Origin of the sequence: Paraburkholderia sp. J11-2 (genome assembly GCF_905220185.1) — a bacterium.
Lineage (GTDB): Bacteria > Pseudomonadota > Gammaproteobacteria > Burkholderiales > Burkholderiaceae > Paraburkholderia.
Genome location: NZ_CAJMYY010000022.1, coordinates 95,925 through 115,462 on the forward strand (window position 1 = coordinate 95,925; position 19,538 = coordinate 115,462).

The window sequence follows — 19,538 nt, forward strand, 5'->3', positions numbered from 1 at the left end:
ACATCGCAACGATACCCGAGCATGCCTTCAGACGGCACGCCTCAGATGCGCGGCGGACCGGCGCGGCGGCAAGGCAACGCCGCGCACGCACGCCTCGCTTAATCGCGGCCTGGCCAGAGCGCCTTGATGGTATCGGCCGGCAGGTCCGGCGCCGTGTTGGAGATCTGCTGGGCGACGAGGCGCGCCGAGCCGAGCGAAAGCGCCCAGCCCGCCGGCCCGTGGCCTGCGTTGACGAACAGGCGCGGGTGGCCCACGTTGCCGACCGCCGGCAGGCCGTCGGCGGAAAGCAGCTTCATGCCTTCCCACGCAAGCGCGGCCGAAATGCGCGCGGCGCCCGGCGCCCAGTCGCGCGACGCTTCGCCGAGCAGCGCGAGCGCGTCCTCGGTGAGCCCCTCCGGCAGTGCGTCGTCGACTTCCTTCGCACGCAGCAGCACGGCGGCGCCCGATATGCGCAGCCGGTGATTCATACGCGCGATGGCGATGCGCTTGCCTGCATCGACGATCGTGGTCTGCGGCACGCATTCCTCACGCGCCACCGGCGAATTGAGCGTGTGCATGCGCAGCGGATAGAACGGCATCTTGAGGCCGAGCGGCGCGAGCAGCCCTGGCGTTTGCGCACCCGCGGCGACCACGATCGCGTCGCCCGAGATCACCTCGACGTCGTGCGAGCGGCCCGCTTCGTGCGCAGGCGGCGCAAGTTCTACTGCCGCGCGCCGGTCTTCCAGGCGAATCGCGCTGACTTCGCGGCTCGTTTCGAACTGCACGCCGCCCTGGGTGTCGAGCACCTGCTTGAGCAGCTTCACGAAGAGCGGGCAGTTGGCGACCCGGCCAGTCTCGAAGTGCACTCCGCCCGCAAACGGCGGATCGGCGGGGATGGTATGGTCGAACGCCACGCATTCCGCGGGCGAAAGCGCGTGGTGGGGCGTCTCGAAGCGGCGCAGCTGTTCAAGAGCCGGCTGGGTGAGCGACCATTCATCGCTGCCGCGCACGAGATAGAGCAGGCCGTCGCGCTGCTCGTAGTCGAGCTGGAAGCGGGCGTCGATGTCGGCGAGTGCCGCTTGCGCGGACTCGATAAGCGGGCGCAGGAGCGCATAGCGCTCGGCGAACGCCTCGGAGCCGTGCAGCGTGGCGAGGCGCTTGACGAAGCCATGCGCCTGGCCGCGCCAGCCGGTCTTGCTGATCACACCGCCGGACGATTGCCGGCCATTGCGCAGGAAGGTGGGGCCGAACCAGACGTCGAGCGGCGTGGGCAGCGCAATGCCGCTATGGCCATAGGTCGCGCCTTGCGCAACGGTGGCGTGGCGTTCGATCACGCAGACGCGGTGCCCGGCCGCGCGCAGCTGCCAGGCGGTGGCGATGCCGGCGATTCCGCCGCCGATGACGATGACATCCATGACGATACGATCTGCAGGCAGGTGACGCGCCAAGGTGCGGGCGTCCTGCGAAGGTGGGGCGTGCGGCGCGCCGAAACCATGCCCGGGTGCGCCGATCAGACGAAACGCGCAATCATAGCAGCGAAAGCGCCCGCGTCGCCATGCGCGAGGCCGGGGTGCCACATGCGTCTTGCGAGGCCGCCGGCGCCTTGCGGGCCAAGCCTCGGGCACGTCGAGGCGCATGCATCGATGCGCCCGGCATATCGCAAATTCAGTGCTTTTCGCGTGCGGTTTGCGTTGCCGTCCGTCATGACTGTCTCGAAATACGGTGCGATGCGCCTGCAAAGCCGTCCGCGGCGCGGCCGCAGGGGCGGCCAGGACAGTCCTTCCGGGTTATAATCGCGGTCTCCCTTCGCCTGACCGTCGCCATCCCCGCGCGACGCATCGCCACCTTGCGACGTGTTTCGCGCGAGGCGAAGCCGCGACGCAACTCTGACGCAACCTCGACGCAACGCCCCAGTCCATGGCCCACTTCTCGTGTTTCCCCGGCGCTTCGGCCCTTTCCGACTTCCGTCAGACCCGCCTGCTCGAGACGCTTCAGCGTATCGACGCCAACATCGTCGGCGTGCACGGCCAGTATCTGCATTTCGTCAACTCGGCCACGCCGCTCTCCGCTGACGACAGCGCGAAGATCGAAGCGCTGATGCACTACGGCGCGCCCTTCGCGGCCCCGCAGGAGCGCGGCAGCGCGCTCACGTTCCTCGTCGTGCCGCGTTTTGGCACCGTGTCGCCGTGGGCGAGCAAGGCCACGGACATCGCACACCATTGCGGTCTCGAGCACCTGCGCCGCATCGAGCGCGGCGTCGAGTACACCGTGGTGCTCAAGTCGGGTCTGCTCGGCGGCAAGAAGACGCTTTCGGAAGAGGCGCACGCGGCCGTCGCGGCGGCGCTGCACGACCGCATGACGGAGAGCGTGGCGCCTTCGCGCGACGCGGCGCTGCACCTGTTCGACGAACTGCCGGCCCGCCCGATGCAGACGGTCGACGTGCTGGGCCACGGTCGTGCGGCTCTCGAAACGGCCAACGGCGAATTGGGCCTCGCGCTCGCCGACGATGAAATCGACTACCTTGTCGAGAACTTCAAGAAGCTCGAGCGCAACCCGACCGACGTCGAGTTGATGATGTTCGCGCAGGCCAACAGCGAGCACTGCCGCCACAAGATCTTCAACGCGAGCTGGACGATCGACGGCCAGGACCAGGATATGTCGCTGTTCGCGATGATCCGCAATACCGAGAAGATCAGCCCGCAAGGCACGATCGTCGCGTACTCGGACAACTCGTCGATCATGGAAGGCGCGGTCGCGGAGCGCTGGTTCCCGCGCAAGACCAACGCCGACGGGACGCCTGGCGAACAGTACGGCCGCCACACCGAACTCACGCACACGCTGATGAAGGTGGAGACGCACAACCACCCCACGGCGATCTCGCCGTTCGCCGGCGCGGCCACGGGCTCGGGCGGCGAAATCCGCGACGAAGGCGCGACGGGCCGCGGCGCGCGCCCGAAGGCGGGTCTCACGGGCTTCACGGTCTCGAACCTCGATCTGCCCGACGCGCGCGAAGCATGGGAAGACGCCCGCGACGCGGCTGTGCCGCTCACGCTGCGCAATCCCGCCGACACGCAGGGCGCCTATGGCCGCCCGGACCGCATCGCTTCGCCGCTGCAGATCATGATCGACGGCCCGCTCGGCGGCGCCGCGTTCAACAACGAATTCGGCCGCCCGAACCTCGGCGGCTACTTCCGCACCTACGAGCAGAACGTTGCGGGCACCGTGCGCGGCTATCACAAGCCGATCATGATCGCGGGCGGCCTCGGCAACATCAGCGCCCAGCACACGCACAAGCACGACCTGCCGGCCGGCACGCTGCTGATCCAGATCGGCGGCCCGGGCATGCGCATCGGCATGGGCGGCGGCGCGGCCAGCTCGATGGCGACCGGCACCAACACCGCCGAACTCGACTTCGACTCGGTGCAGCGCGGCAATCCCGAGATCGAGCGCCGTGCGCAGGAAGTGATCAACTCGTGCTGGCAGCTGGGCGAGCGCAATCCGATCCTGAGCATTCACGACGTGGGCGCGGGCGGTTTGTCGAACGCGTTCCCGGAACTCGTCGACGGCGCGGACAAGGGCGCGCGCTTCGAACTGCGCGAGGTCCAGCTCGAAGAGTCGGGGCTTTCGCCGCGCGAAATCTGGTCGAACGAATCGCAGGAACGCTACGTTCTCGCGATCGCGCCCGCCGATCTGGCCGAGTTCAAGGCGATCTGCGAGCGTGAGCGCTGTCCGTTCGCCGTCGTGGGTGTCGCAACCGACGCGCGCGACCTGAAGCTCATCGACACCGACGAGCACGCACTCGCAGCCAACGGCGGCCACCAGCCCGTCGACATGCCGATGGACATCCTGCTCGGCAAGCCGCCGCGCATGCATCGCAACGTCGAACACGCGAGCGTGCCGCTTTCGCCGGTCGAAGTCACGGGCATCTCGTTCGACGAAGTCGCGAAGAGCGTGCTGCGTCACCCGACCGTGGGCAGCAAGACGTTCCTCATCACCATCGGCGACCGCTCGGTGGGCGGCACGACGGTGCGCGACCAGATGGTCGGCCCGTGGCAGGTGCCGGTGGCCGACTGCGCGATCACCGCGCTCGACTACGCCGGTTACAAAGGCGAAGCGATGACGATGGCCGAGCGTACGCCGCTCGCCGTGATCGACGCGCCGGCATCGGGCCGCATGGCCGTGGGCGAGGCGATCACCAATATCGCGAGCGCACCGATCCTGTCGCTCGACAAGCTCAAGCTTTCCGCGAACTGGATGGCCGCGTGCGGCGCACCGGGCGAAGACGCCGCGCTGTACGACACCGTGAAGGCGATCGGCATGGAGCTGTGCCCGGCGCTTGGCATCGGCATTCCGGTGGGCAAGGATTCGCTCTCCATGCGCACGAAGTGGAACGAGGAGGGCGTGGCGAAGGAAGTGGTCGCGCCGGTTTCGCTCATCATCTCGGCGTTCGCGCCGGTCGAAGATGTGCGCCGCCATCTCACGCCGCAACTGCGCCGCGTTGACGAAGTGGGCGAGTCGGTCCTGATCGCCATCGATCTGGGCCGCGGCAAGAACCGCATGGGCGGCAGCATCTTCGCGCAGGTCACGCAGCAAGTAGGCGACGCGGTGCCCGACGTGGACAGCGCCGAAGACCTCAAGCAGTTCTTCACGGCCATCCAGCAACTGAACGCGAACGAGCAGCTGCTCGCGTACCACGACCGATCGGACGGCGGCCTGTGGGCGACGGTTTGCGAAATGGCCTTCGCGGGCCACACGGGCGTGTCGCTGAATGTGGACATGCTCACGCTCGACAGCGAGCACGAGTCCGACTACGGCGACGCCAAGGACTGGGCGAAGCAAACGAGCGGCCGCCGCGAAGACCGCACGCTGCGCGCGCTCTTCTCCGAAGAACTCGGCGCCGTGATCCAGGTGCCGGCACAGCAACGCGACGCCGTGATGGCGGTGCTGCGCACGCACGGCTTGTCGGTCTGCTCGCACGTGATCGGCACGCTGAACCCGCGCGACTCGATCGAAATCTACCGTGACGCCAAGCGCATCTACGACGCGCCGCGCGCCGAACTGCAGCGTGTGTGGAGCGAAGTGAGCTGGCGCATTGCGCGCCTGCGCGACAACCCCGCCTGCGCCGACTCCGAATACGACGCGCTGCTCGACGCCGCCGACCTTGGCATGCAGCCGCATCTCACGTTCGATCCGGCCGAGGACATCGCCGCGCCGTTCATCGGCAAGGGCGCGCGTCCGCGCGTGGCGATCCTGCGCGAGCAGGGCGTGAACTCGCACCTCGAAACCGCGTACGCATTCGACCGCGCCGGCTTCGACGCGCACGACGTCCACATGAGTGACCTGCTCGAAGGCCGCGCCACGCTCGCCGACTTCGCGGGCGCGGTGGCCTGCGGCGGCTTCTCGTACGGCGACGTGCTGGGCGCTGGCGAAGGCTGGGCCAAGACGATTCGCTTCAACGCGAAGCTCGCGGACATGTTCGCGGCGTTCTTCGCGCGTCAGGACACGTTCGCGCTCGGCATCTGCAACGGCTGCCAGATGCTGTCGAGCCTCGCCTCGATGATCCCGGGAGCCGAAGCCTGGCCAAAGTTCACGCGCAACAAGTCGGAGCAGTTCGAAGCGCGCTTCTCGCTCGTGGAAGTAGAGAGCTCGCCGTCGATCTTCTTCAACGGCATGGAAGGCTCGCGCATTCCGGTGGCGGTCGCGCACGGCGAAGGTTTCGCGGACTTCTCGCAGCAGGGCGACCTTTCGAAGGTGGCCGTGGCGATGCGCTACGTCGACCATCGTGCCCAGGCCACGGAAGCCTACCCGTTCAACCCGAACGGCTCGCCGCAAGGCATCACATCGGTCACGACGCCCGACGGCCGCTTTACGGTGCTCATGCCGCACACCGAGCGCGTGCAGCGCACGGTGACGATGAGCTGGCACCCCGAAGCCTGGGGCGAGGCGAGCCCGTGGATGCGTGCGTTCCAGAACGCGCGCAAATGGGTGGGCTAACACGCTGACCGGACCGCGCGCGGACGTTTGACGCCGGGGCACGCCAACGCGTTCGCCTCGACTGAAAACCCCGGCCATGCCTCGATTGCGAGTGCGGGCCGGGGTTTTTGCCTTTCGGACGCCGACCGGTGAGTCTTGCGGCGAATACCGGCGCTAATCGCCGCATTTTTCGCGGCGATTAGCTTGTGCGTGCGGCGAATACGTCTCATAATCGCCGCATGAATAGCGGCGAATACACCTACATCTGGCAAGCCGGCGACTGGCCTCAGTGGCGCTTCGATCTGACGGCGCTCGCCGAGCCCATGGCCGAGGTCAGTCGCGCCCAAGGCTTGCTGGTGGGCCGGCTGGCCGATGTCGGCATGGCGCTGCGCGATCAGGCGAGCCTCGCGGCGCTCACGGAGGACGTGCTCAAGACGAGCGAGATCGAAGGCGAACAGCTCAATGTCGCCTCCGTGCGCTCGTCCATTGCGCGTCGAATGGGCGTGGACATCGGGGCGCTCGCGCCCGTGGATCGCCACGTTGAAGGCGTTGTGGAAATGGTGCTCGACGCGACCACCAACAGCCGCGCGCCGGTCACGCGCGAGCGCCTGTTCGGCTGGCACGCCGCGCTGTTTCCTACGGGCTACGCGGGTCTCTCGCGAATCAATGTCGGCGCATGGCGCGACGATGCGAGCGGGCCCATGCAGGTGATCTCGGGGCCGATTGGCCGTCAGCGCGTGCATTTCGAGGCACCGCCCGCGACCCGGCTGGAGGCCGAGACGCGGCGCTTTCTCGACTGGCTCAACGGCCCGGCACAGGAGCCGCCGCTCATCAAGGCCGCCCTCGGCCATCTATGGTTCGTCACGCTGCACCCGTTCGACGACGGCAACGGCCGGGTGGCGAGAGCCATCGGCGACTTGCTGCTCGCGCGCGCGGACGGCAGTGCGCAGCGCTTTTACAGCCTCTCCGCGCAGATCCAGCGGGAGCGCAAGGGCTATTACGACATTCTGGAGCGCACGCAGCGCGGCTCGATGGACGTCACGCTGTGGCTCGCCTGGTTCTTCGACACGCTGCATCGCGCGGTCGATCAGGCGCAGATCACGCTGGACGCGGTGCTCGCCAAGGCGCGTTTCTGGCGCGACTGGGCCACGACGCCGTTCAACGAGCGGCAAGTCAAGCTGCTCAACCGTCTGCTCGACGGTTTCGACGGCAAGCTCACGAGCGGGAAGTGGGCCGCCATCGCCAAATGTTCGTCCGATACCGCGTTACGCGACATCAACGATCTCGTGGCGCGCGGCGTGCTGCGCAAAGCGCAGGGCGGCGGGCGCAGCACGAGCTACGAGCTCAACGCGTAGCCACAAACAAAAACCCCGCGCCTTCGAAAGGTCGCGGGGTTCTTACGAGCGGCGCAAGTGACGCATGTGCCGCGATTCGGCCTTACTGAATCTTCGCTTGCTTGCGCAGATTCTCTTCGAACGCCTGCAGCTTTTCCTGCTGGATCTGCTGAACGATCTGCGGGCGCACCTGCTCGAGCGGCGGCGGCGTGACCGGGCGGATATCGTCCACGCGGATGATGTGCCAGCCGAACTGCGTGTGCACCGGCGTATCGGTCATCTGGCCTTTCTGCAGATGCGTGGCCGCGGCCGCGAATTCCGGCACATACGCCTTCGGGTCCGACCAGTCGAGGTCGCCGCCGTTCTTGGCCGAGCCCGGGTCCTTCGAGTATTGTTTCGCGAGGTCTTCGAAGCTGGCGCCGGCCTTGATCTTCGCGATCAGGTCCTTGGCCTGCTGCTCGTTGTCCACGAGGATGTGGTGCAGGTGGTATTCGCTGCCGCCCGCGTCCTTCGTGAGCTGGTCGTAGCGCGCCTTGACTTCGGCGTCGGTCGGCTGGTTGTTCTTCACGAAGTTCTGAATCAGCGCGCGCAGCACGACGGTCTGCTGGGCCACGGCGATTTGCGCCTTCACGTCGGGGTTGTTCGGAATGCCCTCGCGAATGGCTTCCTGCATGAGGATTTCGCGGTTCACGAGCTCTTCGCGCACCGCCATTTGCAGTTGCGGCGAATCCTGCTGGCCTTGTTGGACGAGTTGCTGGACCAGCGCATCGGCGCGCGCTTTGGGAATCGGCGTGCCGTTCACGACGGCGATGTTCTGCGCAAAGGCGGGGGCCGCCGCGCACGCAGCCAGCAACACCCAGAGATGGGTCTTCTTCAAGGTCATCGGAAAGTCCTAACGGGGCGAACCAAAATGGCGAACAAAAGAATCAAGCAGATCGAAATCTAACGTGGGGCTTACCGGGGCAGCGCCGCGGCTTCTTCGGGCGTGAGCGCCGTGATCGCGAGTGCGTGAATGCCGCGCTGCATGGCTTCGGCCAGCGCATCATACACCATGCGATGCCTTGCCACGCGGGCTTTCCCCGCGAATGCGGGCGCAACGATCGTGACATGATAGTGACCGCCGGCAGCGGCGCCGGCGTGTCCGGCGTGCTGCGCGCTGTCGTCGCGCACCTCGATGGAAACGGGCGCGAGCGCCGCGGTCAGGCGCGTTTCGATGAGCGCCATACGCTCGGCCGGGCTCGCGTTGAGAAAGACGTCGCTCATTCTTCTTCCTTCATGTAACGCGAAAGCCACAGGCTCTGGCCGACGATGAACACCACCAGGATGCCGGTCGCGCCGAAGAGCTTGAAGTCGACCCACGCGTCGGTGGAGAAGTGGAACGCCACGAACAGATTGAGAATGCCGAGCAGCGCGAAGAAGATCGACCACACGAAGTTCAATTGCGTCCAGATGCGCGGCGGCAGTGTGATCTGCTTGCCCATCATCGCTTCGATGAGGTTCTTGCCGAAGGCCACTTGTGAAACGAGCAGCACGACCGAGAACGCCCAGTAGAGCACCGTGGGCTTCCACTTGATGAAGGTTTCGTCGTGCAGCATCAGCGTGGCGCCGCCGAACACGACGACGATGCCAAGCGAAAGCCACAGCATCGGGTCGACCTTGCGGTGGCGGAACGCCACCCAGGCGATCTGCACGAGCGTCGCACCGATCGCCACGGCCGTCGCCGTGAAGATGCCCCACAGCTTGAATGCGACGAAAAAGAGGATGATCGGGAACAGATCAAACAGGAATTTCATTATCGGCCTGAGAGGTTACAAAATGAGCCCCGTGCAAAAGAGGGCACGTCGCTTTCAAGGCCCTGTTTCACCCGATGGGGCCCCGCGCGGGGCGCGGGGCTGCCTTGCCAGCGTTCACTTGGGCTCGAATTGTAGCGCAGCCGAATTGATGCAATACCGAAGGCCCGTTGGGGCCGGACCATCTTCGAACACGTGGCCGAGGTGTGCGCCGCAGTTCTTGCAGCGCACCTCGATGCGCAGCATGCCGTGCGTACGGTCGGTTTTCTCCTCGATCACCTCGCCGTTGATCGGGCGGAAGTAGCTCGGCCAGCCGCAGCCCGCGTCGAATTTCGTGTCGGACTCGAAGAGCGGCGTGCCGCAGCACACGCAGTCGTACACACCCCGGTCGAAGTGGTCCCAGTACTTGCCCGTGAACGCGCGCTCGGTCGCGGCGTGGCGCGTGACCTGGTACTGCGTTTCGTCGAGCTGCTCCCGCCATTGCTCGTCGGCTTTGTAGCCCGGGTAGGCGGTGGAGTTATGGTCGTCCTGGCTCATGTTGGGTTCCTGTCGGGTGGGAAACACGGATCACGTAGATGGGGGCGCGCTCACGAAGAGCAACTGACTTCGAGCGAACTCGCCCAGTCGGGCGGCAGCCCCGCGTACGACGCGTGCTCGGGCTGCTCGTCGAATGGCCGCTCCAGCACCTTCGCGAGCCGTTCGACCTCGCTGAAGTCCTTTTGCGCGGCGCGCTCGATCGCGGTTTGCGCGAGGTGATTGCGCAGCACGTATTTCGGATTCGTGCGGTTCATCGCCTCGGCGCGCGCGGCGTCGTCGCGTGTTTCGTGCGCAAGGCGCGCGCGGTAGTCGGCCGCCCAGGCGTCGAAGGCGGCGCGATCGAGAAAGAGGTCGCGCACGGACGTGTCGCCGCTCGCGTCATGCTTCGACACGCGCGCGAGATTGCGATACGTGAGCGTGAAATCGGCCCGGTTGGCATGCATGATTTCGAAGAGCTTGTTCGCGAGCGCGTCGTCGCCTTCGCGCGCATGCGCGAGGCCGAGCTTCGCGCGCATGCGCGCTTCGAGTGCCGGCGCGAAGTGCCCCTTGAAGCGCTCGAGCACGCCTTGCGCGTCGGCCACCACGCGCTCGCCGCGCTTCTTTTCGTCGGCGATGTCGTAGTGCGCGCCGAACAGCGGCACCAGGGCCTGCGCGAGGCAAAAGAGATTCCAGTAGGCAATCTGCGGCTGCATGCGGTACGCGTAGCGGCCCTGCGAATCCGAATGATTGCAGATGTGGTTCGCGTCGAAGCCGTCCATGAAGCCGAACGGACCGTAGTCGATCGTGAGGCCGAGAATCGACATGTTGTCGGTATTCATCACGCCGTGGCAGAAGCCCACGGCCTGCCACTCGACCATCAGCGCCGCCGTGCTGCGCACCGCTTCGTCGAGCAGGGCGAGGTACGGGTCGTCGGCTTCGCGCAGTTGCGGATAGAAGCGCGCGATCACGTGGTCGGCGAGCGCACGCAACGCATCGACGTCGTCGTGCGAGTAGAAGTGCTCGAAGTGGCCGAAGCGCACGAAGCTCGGCGACACGCGCGTGACGACCGCGGCCGTCTCCATCTCTTCGCGGCGCACGGGCTGGTCGGAGCCAGTGACCGTGAGCGCACGCGTGGTCGGAATGCCGAGATGATGCATGGCCTCCGAGCACAGGAATTCGCGGATCGACGAGCGCAGCACCGCGCGGCCGTCGCCCATGCGCGAGTAGGGCGTGCGGCCCGCGCCCTTGAGCTGGATCTCGTTGCGTTTGCCCTCGTGCCCGACTTCACCGAGCGTGAGTGCGCGGCCGTCGCCGAGCTGGCCTGCCCATACGCCGAACTGGTGGCCCGAGTAGACCGTTGCGTACGACATGGTCGATGGCGAGCGCTCGCGCGTGAAATTCCCGCAAAAGAACGCCGCGAATGCGGGATCGGCAGCAGCGGATGCATCGAGCCCGAGTTGCGCGGCTATGCCCTTCGAAAAGCCGACGACGTAGGGTGCTGGCAGTGGCGCGCCCGGCAGCCGCGTATAGAAGCGGGCGCCGAGCGCGGCAAAGGCGTCGTCGCGCGGCGCGATCAAGGCGCGTTCGAAGTCGGCGAGCGGACCGGTGGCGGGCGTGTGCGTAGCGGACGAGCCGCCTTGGGATTCGGGTGTGCCTGGTGAAAACGACATATTGAGGGCCTGTTGAATACTCGATATTGTAATTCCGCACCCGCCGGCGTGCTGGAGCACGTTCGAAGCCTGCCGGCGTGCCGCCCGATGCGCGAAAGTAAAACGTGAAAGCGCGACGCGAAAGATTACGACACACAACGCCGATCAACGCGAGGAGACCGCCAACGATGAGTGCGCCGCTGCTGGGACAGATGATGGATGTGCCGCTCACGCTCTCGTCGTTGATCGCGCATGCGGCGCGCCATCATGGCAGCGCGCAAATCGTCTCGCGCCGTATCGAGGGCGATATTCATCGCTACACCTACCGCGAATGCGAGGTGCGCTCGAAGCAGCTTGCACAGGCGCTCATCGCGCTTGGCGTGGCGCCGGGCGAGCGCGTGGGCACCCTGGCCTGGAATGGCTATCGGCATCTCGAAGCGTATTTCGGCGTGACCGGTTTCGGCGCCGTGTGCCACACCATCAATCCGCGTCTTTTTCCCGAGCAGATCGCATGGATCGTCAATCACGCCGACGACCGCTACGTGCTGTTCGACATCACGTTCGCTGCGCTCGTCGATACGATCGCGCCGCAATGCCCGAACGTACGCGGCTGGATCGCGCTGTGCGACGAGTCGCACCGGCCGCCCATGCGCACGGAAGTGCTCTGCTACGAAACACTGCTCGCGGCGCAAGACGGCAACTACACGTGGCCCGAACTCGACGAGCGTAGCGCGTCGAACCTTTGCTACACGTCCGGCACCACGGGCAATCCGAAGGGCGCGCTCTACACGCACCGGTCTTCGGTGCTGCACGCCTACGCCGGCTCGCTGCCCGACGCGCTGGGACTATCCGCGCTCGACGCCATTCTGCCCGTCGTGCCGATGTTCCATGTGAATGCGTGGGGCATCCCGCATGCCGCGCCGCTCACGGGCACGAAGCTCGTGGTGCCCGGCAAGGATCTCGACGGCAAGTCGCTCTACGAACTCATGGAGGCCGAAGGCGTGACCGCCTCGGCCGGCGTGCCGACTGTCTGGCTCGGCCTGCTCGCGTACATGCGCGGCGCGGGCGTGCGCTTTTCCACGCTCAAGCGCACGGTGATCGGCGGTTCGGCGTGCCCGCCCGCCATGCTGCGCACCTTCGAGGACGACTACGGTGTGCAGGTGATCCACGCGTGGGGCATGACGGAGATGTCGCCGCTCGGCACGCTTGCGAAGCTCAACTGGGAGCAGTCGAAGCGCCCGCGCGAAGCGCAGCAAGCGCTGCTCGAGAAGCAAGGGCGCGTGATTTTCGGCGTGGACATGAAGATCGTCGGCGAGAACGGGCGGGAGCTGCCGTGGGACGGCGTGACGTTCGGCGACCTGCATGTGCGCGGGCCGTGGGTGATCGACCGCTACTTCCGGCAGGACGGCGGCTCGCCGCTCGTGGAAGGCTGGTTCCCCACGGGCGACGTCGCCACGATCGACCCCGACGGCTTTCTGCACATCACCGACCGCAGCAAGGACGTGATCAAGTCGGGCGGCGAGTGGATCAGCTCGATCGACCTCGAAAACATCGCGGTGGCGCATCCGGCCATTGCGGAGGCCGCGTGCATTGCGTGCGCGCATCCGCGCTGGACCGAGCGGCCGCTCATCGTTGCCGTGAAGAAGCCCGGCGCCACGGTCACCCGCGAGGAACTGCTGGCCTTCTTTGAAGGCAAGGTCGCGAAATGGTGGCTACCCGACGACGCCGTGTTCGTCGAGGAATTGCCGCACACGGCAACGGGCAAGCTGCAAAAGCTCAAGCTGCGCGAGCAGTTTCGCTCGTACGTGCTGCCGACTGCGCTTGCGGTGGAAGGTTGCCCGTTCGATCCGGCGCAAGACGTCGCGAAACACGACTAAACCACAGCGCGCAACCGCGCAAAGGTTCTCCGGCGCAGCCTCTGGCTGCGTTTTTTTTCTTCCGACTTTTGCCCGCCGGCCCGCCAGATCCGCCCATTCAGTACAAACCCTGGCATGCGCAGCGCAGCAAAAAATTGAACGAACGTTCTTTTTTGGGTATTCTGCCTGCTGACCGGGAATGTCGGACAATGAAGCCGACGACGCACATCGCGGCCCGCAAGCATGGAGGCAGGCAAATGGCAGTGGACTACACGACTCGCGACGGCGTTGCCGTCATCACGCTCAATAATCCGCCCGTCAACGGCCTCGGGCATTCGACCCGCGCGGGCATTGTCGAGGGCCTCGCGCGCGCCGCGAGCGATCCGGCCGTTTCGGCCATCGTGATCACGGGCGCCGGCAAGGCGTTCTCGGGCGGCGCGGACATCACCGAATTCAATACGCCCAAGGCGATGCAGGAGCCCACGCTCCACACCGTCATCAAGGAAGTCGAGAAGAGCGCGAAGCCGGTCGTCGCCGCGATCCACAGCGTGGCGATGGGCGGCGGTCTCGAACTGGCGCTCGGCGCGCACTACCGTATTGCCGCGCCGGGCGCGCAGATCGCGCTGCCGGAAGTGAAGCTCGGCATTCTGCCGGGCGCGGGCGGCACGCAGCGCCTGCCGCGTGCGATCGGCCTCGAAGCCGCCCTCAACATGATCGTGACGGGCGCCCCGGTGATGAGCGAAAAGCTCGCGAATTCGGGGCTGTTCGACGCGATGGCGCAAGGCGATCTGCTCGAAGAGGCCATCGCTTTCGCGCGCAAGGCGGCTGACAAGCAAGGGCCGCATCCGCTCGTGCGCAACCGCAAGATCGAGCATCCGAACCCCGAAGGCTTCCTGCAGTTCTCGCGCAACACCGTTGGCGCGATGGCGAAGAACTATCCCGCGCCGGTGAAGTGCGTGGATGCCATCGCAGCGGGCGTGAAGCAGGGCTTCGACAAGGGTCTCGTGTTCGAGCGCGAATGCTTCCTCGAACTCGTGCAGACGCCGGAAAGCCGCGCGCTGCGCCACGCGTTCTTCGGCGAGCGTGCCGCGAGCAAGATTCCCGACGTGCCGTCGAGCACGCCCACGCGCGACATCCAGCAGGTGGCCGTGATCGGCGCGGGCACGATGGGCGGCGGCATCACGATGAACTTCCTCAACGCGGGCCTGCCCGTCACGCTGCTCGAAACGAAGCAGGAAGCGCTCGACCGCGGCGTCGCCACGATCCGCAAGAACTATGAAGCCCAGGTCAAGAAGGGCAAGCTCACGCAGGAGAAGGTGGAAGCGCGCATGGCGCTCATCAGCCCGACGCTTTCCTACGACGATCTCAAGCAAGCCGATCTCATCATCGAAGCGGTGTTCGAAGAACTCGGCGTGAAGGAGCAGGTGTTCAAGCGCCTCGACGAAGTCGCCAAGGCCGGCGCGATTCTCGCCTCGAACACCTCGACGCTCGACGTCGACAAGATCGCGGCCTTCACGAAGCGTCCGCAGGACGTGGTGGGTCTGCACTTCTTTAGCCCTGCCAACGTGATGAAGCTGCTGGAAGTCGTGCGTGGCAAGGAAACGGCCAAGGACGTGCTCGCCACCGTCATGCAGGTCGCGAAGAAGATCCGCAAGACGGCCGTGGTGTCGGGCGTGTGCGACGGCTTCATCGGCAACCGCATGATCGAGCAGTACGTGCGCCAGGCGCTCTATATGCTCGAAGAAGGCGCGCTGCCCGCGCAGGTGGACCGCGCGATCGAGAAGTTCGGCTTCGCCATGGGCCCGTTCCGCATGAGCGACCTGGCCGGCAACGATATCGGCTGGGCGATTCGCAAGCGCCGCTATCAGGAACATCCGGACATGAAGTACTCGAAGATCGCCGACCGCCTGTGCGAAACCGGCCGCTTCGGGCAGAAGACCGGCGCGGGCTGGTACGACTACAAGGCGGGCGAGCGCAACGCGCTGCCTTCGAAGCTCGTGGACGACATGATCGTGGCGTACTCGAAGGAAGCCGGTGTCGAGCGCCGCAAGATCAGCGACGAGGAAATCGTCGAGCGTCTCGTGTTCTCGCTCGTCAACGAAGGCGCGAAGATTCTCGAAGAGGGCATCGCCTCGAAGGCGTCCGACGTCGACATGGTCTATCTCACGGGCTACGGCTTCCCGCTGTGGCGCGGCGGCCCGATGCTGTACGCCGACACGGTCGGCCTCTATAACGTCGCGCGCGCCATTCGCCGCTATGCGCAGCAGCGCAACGGCGAGGCGTGGGAAGTCGCGCCTTCGATCGTCGAGCTGGCTGCCAAGGGCGGTACGTTCAACTAAGTTTCATCGAGAGCGAACAGGCGGACGAACATCATGAGAAGCGCAGACGACGTGCTCCTGCTGATCGACCTGCAATACGACTTCATGCCGGGCGGGGCGCTTGCCGTCGCGCATGGCGATGAAGTCGTGCCGGTCGCCAACCGGCTTGCGCAGGGCTTCAGCCATGTGGTGCTCACACAGGACTGGCACCCGGCGCAGCACGTTTCGTTTGCGGCCAACCACGCGGGGCGCGCGCCGTTCGAGACAACGACGCTGCCCTATGGCGAGCAGGTGCTGTGGCCCGTGCATTGCGTGCAGGGCACTGAAGGCGCGGCGTTGCATCGCGACCTGAATGTGCCGCATGCGCGCGCGGTGATCCGCAAGGGCCATCACGCCGACGTGGACAGCTACTCCGCGTTTCTCGAAGCCGACCGCAAGACGCCCACGGGCCTCGCGGGTTACTTGCGCGACGTGGGCGTGAAGCGCGTGTACTGCTGCGGCCTCGCGACCGACTATTGCGTGGCGTGGTCCGCGCTTGACGCGCGCGCCGCGGGCTTCGAAACCGTGCTGATCGAAGACGCTTCGCGCGCCATCGACCTGAACGGCTCGCTTGCCGCCGCGTGGGAGCAGCTGCTCGCCGCCGGCGTGAAGCGCGCGCAGTCGGCCGAGGTGCTGGCATTGTCCGCTTGAACGCTCGATCAAAGACATCCTCTGGATTCAATATTCGTAGTGGGAGACATCGCATGACTGACGCCGTAATCGTATCGACCGCCCGCACGGGCCTCGCCAAGTCCTGGAAGGGCGCCTTCAACATGACGCACGGCGCCACGCTGGGCGGCCATGTGACGCAAGCCGCCGTCGAGCGTGCGAAGATCGACCCCGCGCGCGTGGAAGACGTGATCATGGGTTGCGCGAACCCCGAAGGCGCGACCGGCGCGAATATCGCGCGCCAGATCGCGCTGCGCGCAGGCCTGCCCGTGAGCGTGGCGGGCATGACGGTGAACCGTTTCTGTTCGTCCGGACTCCAGACGATCGCGCTCGCCGCGCAACGCGTGATCGCGGGCGAAGGCGATGTGTTCGTCGCGGGCGGCGTGGAATCGATCTCGTGCGTGCAGAACGAGATGAACCGCCACATGATGGCCGAAGGCTGGCTCAACCAGCACAAGCCCGAAATCTACTGGAGCATGCTGCAAACGGCCGAGAACGTCGCGAAGCGCTACGAGATCTCGAAGGAGCGCCAGGATGAATACGGCGTGCAATCGCAGTTGCGTGCTGCGGCCGCGCAGGCCGCGGGCCTCTTCAACGACGAAATCGTGCCGATGACGGTGCTCGCCGGTGTCGCCGACAAGGCCACCGGCCAGCTCGTCACGAAGGAAGTGACGATCGCCGCCGACGAAGGCATCCGCGCCGACACCACGCTCGAAGGCGTGTCGAAGATCCGCACGGCGATGCCGGGCGGCGTCATCACCGCCGGCAACGCGAGCCAGTTCTCGGACGGCGCGAGCGCCTGCGTCGTGATGAACGCGAAGGTCGCGGAGCGCGAAGGCCTGCAGCCGCTCGGCATCTTCCGCGGTTTTGCCGTGGCGGGCTGCGAGCCGGACGAGATGGGCATCGGTCCCGTCTTCGCGGTGCCCAAGCTCCTCAAGCAGACGGGCCTGAAGGTCGAGGACATCGGCCTGTGGGAGTTGAACGAAGCGTTCGCAGTGCAGGTGCTGTATTGCCGCGACAAGCTAGGCATTCCCGCCGACCGCCTGAACGTGAATGGCGGCGCGATTGCCGTCGGCCACCCGTATGGCGTGTCGGGCGCTCGCCTCACGGGCCACGCGCTCATCGAAGGCAAGCGCCGCGGCGCGAAGTTCGTCGTGGTGACGATGTGCATCGGCGGCGGGCAGGGTGCTGCCGGCCTCTTCGAAGTCGTTTGACGCAGGGCGCGGCGGATTCGCAAGCGTTCGCCGCTGTCCCGGCCAGGCCACCGCTTTGCGCGCGTTGGCGTGCGCCGGGCCGCCCTCGCGCCCAGGCCGCTGCAGGTATCATGACGGCTGTCGGCGCGCGCACGGTGCGGCGCCTGTTCCCATGCAGACAGAAGAGGTGAGTTCGTGATTCGTCATATCGTGATGTGGAAGCTCAAGGAGTCGGCCGAAGGTGCGACGCGTGCCGAGAATGTCGTGAAGTTCAAGGCATTGCTCGAAGGCTGCCGCAACCTCGTGCCGGGCACGCTGCACCTCGAAGTCGGTGTGGCCGCGCCGGGTCTCGCTTCCACGTTCGACCTCGTGCTCGTTTCCGACTTCGCCGATCAGGCGGCGCTCGACGGCTATCAGGACCACCCTGAACATCTCGTGGTGAAGCAGTTCGCGAAGCTCGTGGTCGAGTCGCGCCAGTGCGTGGACTACGTGGTCTGAAGCGCATCATGATCGGTACCGCAGATCAATCCCAGGGCGGCGGCGCGCCAACAGGCGAAGCGCAGCAAAACCCGCAAACATCGCTCACGATCATCGAAAGTCCTTTCGTCGAGCATCTCGGCGCGCAACTCGTGAGCGCGCGCGACGGGGCAAGCGAAGTCGTGTTGCCGCTCGCCGAGCGGCATCTGAATACGTGGGACGTCGCGCACGGCGGCGTGACGATGACGCTTGCCGACATCGCACTTGCGATGGCGGCCCGCAGCGTCGCCGCCGACGGCGTGGGTGTCGTCACCGTCGAAATGAAAGTGAACTTCATGCAGCCGGGGCGCGGCGAATTGCGCGCCAGCGGCCGCGTGCTGCACCGTTCCACCACCATGGCCTATTGCGAAGGCGAGATTCGCGACAGCGAAGGCCATTTCGTCGCCAAGGCGCTCGGCACCTTCAAGTACATGCGCCGGCTTGCGGTGGGCCGCGACGTGACGCGTCAGCGTTTGCGCAGCGATCCCAGCGCGCGGCCGGGCCCGAGCGACGGTTAATACGCGTGATCGGGCGCGAGCGAGGGCTTTGCTCGCGCGCACCCGATCGCGGTTCTCTTGCGCGGCAGGCGTGCAACGCCTCGCCGCGCCCAACGAAGCAACACGGACGCCATGACCCAGACCAATCGCCAGATCCTGCTCGCTTCGCGCCCGGAAGGCGCCGCGAGCGTCGATAACTTCCGCCTCGTCACAACGCCGCTCGCACCGCTCGAAGAGGGCCAGGTGCGCGTGCGCAACCACTACCTCTCGCTCGACCCGTACATGCGCGGGCGGATGAGCGACAGCAAGTCGTACGCGGCGCCGCAGCCGCTCGACTCGGTGATGATCGGCGGCACGGTGGGCGAGGTGGTCGAATCGCACAACGCGAAGTTCAAGGTCGGCGACAAGGTCGTGGGCATGTTCGGGTGGCAGGAGTTCGGCACGTCGACCGGCAGCGACCTGCGCGTCGTCGATACGACCCACGTGCCGCTTGCCGCGTACCTCGGGCCCGTGGGCATGCCGGGCGTCACCGCGTGGTACGGCCTGAATCGCATCATCGAGCCGAAGGCCGGGCAAACCGTGGTCGTGAGCGCGGCGAGCGGCGCGGTGGGCAGTGTGGTCGGCCAGCTCGCGAAGCGCGCGGGCTGCCGTGCCGTGGGTATTGCCGGCGGCGCGGACAAATGCCGCTATGTCGTCGAGACGCTCGGTTTCGACGCCTGCGTCGATTACAAGGCGGGCAATCTCTATCAGGACCTCAAGGCGGCGACGCCGGACGGCGTGGACGGCTACTTCGAGAACGTCGGCGGCGCGGTGCTCGACGCCACGCTCGCGCGCATGAACGCGTTCGGGCGCATCGCGCTGTGCGGCATGATCGCGGGCTACGACGGCGAGCCGATGCCGCTGAAGTATCCGCAACTGCTGCTCACGCAGCGCCTGCTCGTGCAGGGTTTCATCGTGAGCGAGCACATGGAAGTGTGGCCGCAGGCGCTCACGGAACTGGGTACGCTGGTCGCGAAGCAGCAGCTCGCGTATCGCGAGAGCGTGGCCGAAGGGCTCGAGAATGCGCCGGGCGCGTTCCTTGGTATGCTCAAAGGCCAGAACTTCGGCAAGCAGCTGGTCAAGCTGATTTAACGGTTTCACTGATAGAAGCAAGCGCCCGGAAAGGGCGCTTCGCTTTTCCGTCTGCAGTTTTCACCGCAACCTTTACCG

At 66.2% G+C, this 19,538-nt stretch carries 15 protein-coding genes; 9 read left to right on the top strand and 6 right to left on the bottom strand.

Annotated features, from left to right (window positions below; all coding sequences use genetic code 11):
* Window positions 1-98: 98 nt before the first annotated feature.
* Window positions 99-1,394, bottom strand: coding sequence for an FAD-dependent oxidoreductase (locus U5A57_RS27975; protein WP_321914869.1), 1,296 nt, complete (start codon window positions 1,392-1,394; stop codon window positions 99-101).
* 502 nt (window positions 1,395-1,896) lie between these two features.
* Here U5A57_RS27975 and purL point away from each other — a divergent pair.
* Together purL and U5A57_RS27985 are read left to right on the top strand one after the other, a co-directional pair.
* Window positions 1,897-5,973 carry a phosphoribosylformylglycinamidine synthase gene (gene purL, locus U5A57_RS27980; protein WP_321914870.1) on the top strand — a complete coding sequence of 1,359 codons (4,077 nt, stop codon included), beginning with the start codon at window positions 1,897-1,899 and terminating at the stop codon, window positions 5,971-5,973.
* Between the two features lie 218 nt (window positions 5,974-6,191).
* Entirely contained in the window at window positions 6,192-7,307 is a 1,116-nt protein-coding gene (locus U5A57_RS27985; RefSeq protein WP_321914871.1) for a Fic family protein, read from the top strand.
* An 82-nt stretch (window positions 7,308-7,389) separates the two neighbouring features.
* Here the strand turns inward: U5A57_RS27985 and U5A57_RS27990 are convergent, their stop codons facing one another.
* The 5 genes from U5A57_RS27990 to U5A57_RS28010 all read right to left on the bottom strand — a co-directional run bounded on the left by U5A57_RS27990 (window position 7,390) and on the right by U5A57_RS28010 (window position 11,262).
* Complete coding sequence (locus tag U5A57_RS27990) at window positions 7,390-8,169, bottom strand: peptidylprolyl isomerase (RefSeq protein ID WP_069268088.1); 780 nt, start codon at window positions 8,167-8,169, stop codon at window positions 7,390-7,392.
* A gap of 71 nt (window positions 8,170-8,240) precedes the next feature.
* Window positions 8,241-8,549: a BolA family protein gene (locus U5A57_RS27995; protein WP_321914872.1), complete on the bottom strand. Its 309-nt coding sequence runs from the start codon at window positions 8,547-8,549 to the stop codon at window positions 8,241-8,243.
* Complete coding sequence (locus tag U5A57_RS28000) at window positions 8,546-9,079, bottom strand: septation protein A (RefSeq protein ID WP_042269484.1); 534 nt, start codon at window positions 9,077-9,079, stop codon at window positions 8,546-8,548. Before U5A57_RS28000 ends, U5A57_RS27995 begins: the two co-directional genes overlap by 4 nt.
* A 114-nt stretch (window positions 9,080-9,193) precedes the next feature.
* Entirely contained in the window at window positions 9,194-9,613 is a 420-nt protein-coding gene (msrB, locus tag U5A57_RS28005) for a peptide-methionine (R)-S-oxide reductase MsrB (RefSeq protein ID WP_321914873.1), read from the bottom strand.
* Window positions 9,614-9,663: 50 nt separating this feature from the next.
* Complete coding sequence (locus U5A57_RS28010; RefSeq protein WP_321914874.1) at window positions 9,664-11,262, bottom strand: protein adenylyltransferase SelO; 1,599 nt, start codon at window positions 11,260-11,262, stop codon at window positions 9,664-9,666.
* A 167-nt stretch (window positions 11,263-11,429) separates the two neighbouring features.
* On the opposite strand from U5A57_RS28010, the gene U5A57_RS28015 reads away from it, so the two are divergent.
* The 7 genes from U5A57_RS28015 (at window position 11,430) to U5A57_RS28045 (ending at window position 19,460) form a co-directional block, all read left to right on the top strand.
* Complete coding sequence (locus U5A57_RS28015; RefSeq protein ID WP_321914875.1) at window positions 11,430-13,118, top strand: 3-(methylthio)propionyl-CoA ligase; 1,689 nt, start codon at window positions 11,430-11,432, stop codon at window positions 13,116-13,118.
* 236 nt (window positions 13,119-13,354) lie between these two features.
* Window positions 13,355-15,436: a 3-hydroxyacyl-CoA dehydrogenase NAD-binding domain-containing protein gene (locus tag U5A57_RS28020; RefSeq protein WP_321914876.1), complete on the top strand. Its 2,082-nt coding sequence runs from the start codon at window positions 13,355-13,357 to the stop codon at window positions 15,434-15,436.
* Window positions 15,437-15,469: 33 nt separating this feature from the next.
* A complete protein-coding gene (pncA, locus tag U5A57_RS28025) occupies window positions 15,470-16,105 on the top strand; it encodes a bifunctional nicotinamidase/pyrazinamidase (protein WP_321914877.1) in 636 nt (211 codons plus the stop codon).
* Between the two features lie 53 nt (window positions 16,106-16,158).
* Window positions 16,159-17,337, top strand: coding sequence for an acetyl-CoA C-acyltransferase (locus U5A57_RS28030; protein WP_321914878.1), 1,179 nt, complete (start codon window positions 16,159-16,161; stop codon window positions 17,335-17,337).
* A 174-nt stretch (window positions 17,338-17,511) separates the two neighbouring features.
* Window positions 17,512-17,814, top strand: coding sequence for a Dabb family protein (locus U5A57_RS28035; RefSeq protein ID WP_321914880.1), 303 nt, complete (start codon window positions 17,512-17,514; stop codon window positions 17,812-17,814).
* An 89-nt stretch (window positions 17,815-17,903) separates the two neighbouring features.
* Window positions 17,904-18,350 carry a PaaI family thioesterase gene (locus U5A57_RS28040; RefSeq protein WP_321914932.1) on the top strand — a complete coding sequence of 149 codons (447 nt, stop codon included), beginning with the start codon at window positions 17,904-17,906 and terminating at the stop codon, window positions 18,348-18,350.
* 111 nt (window positions 18,351-18,461) lie between these two features.
* Window positions 18,462-19,460, top strand: coding sequence for an NADP-dependent oxidoreductase (locus U5A57_RS28045; protein ID WP_321914881.1), 999 nt, complete (start codon window positions 18,462-18,464; stop codon window positions 19,458-19,460).
* Window positions 19,461-19,538: the final 78 nt, after the last annotated feature.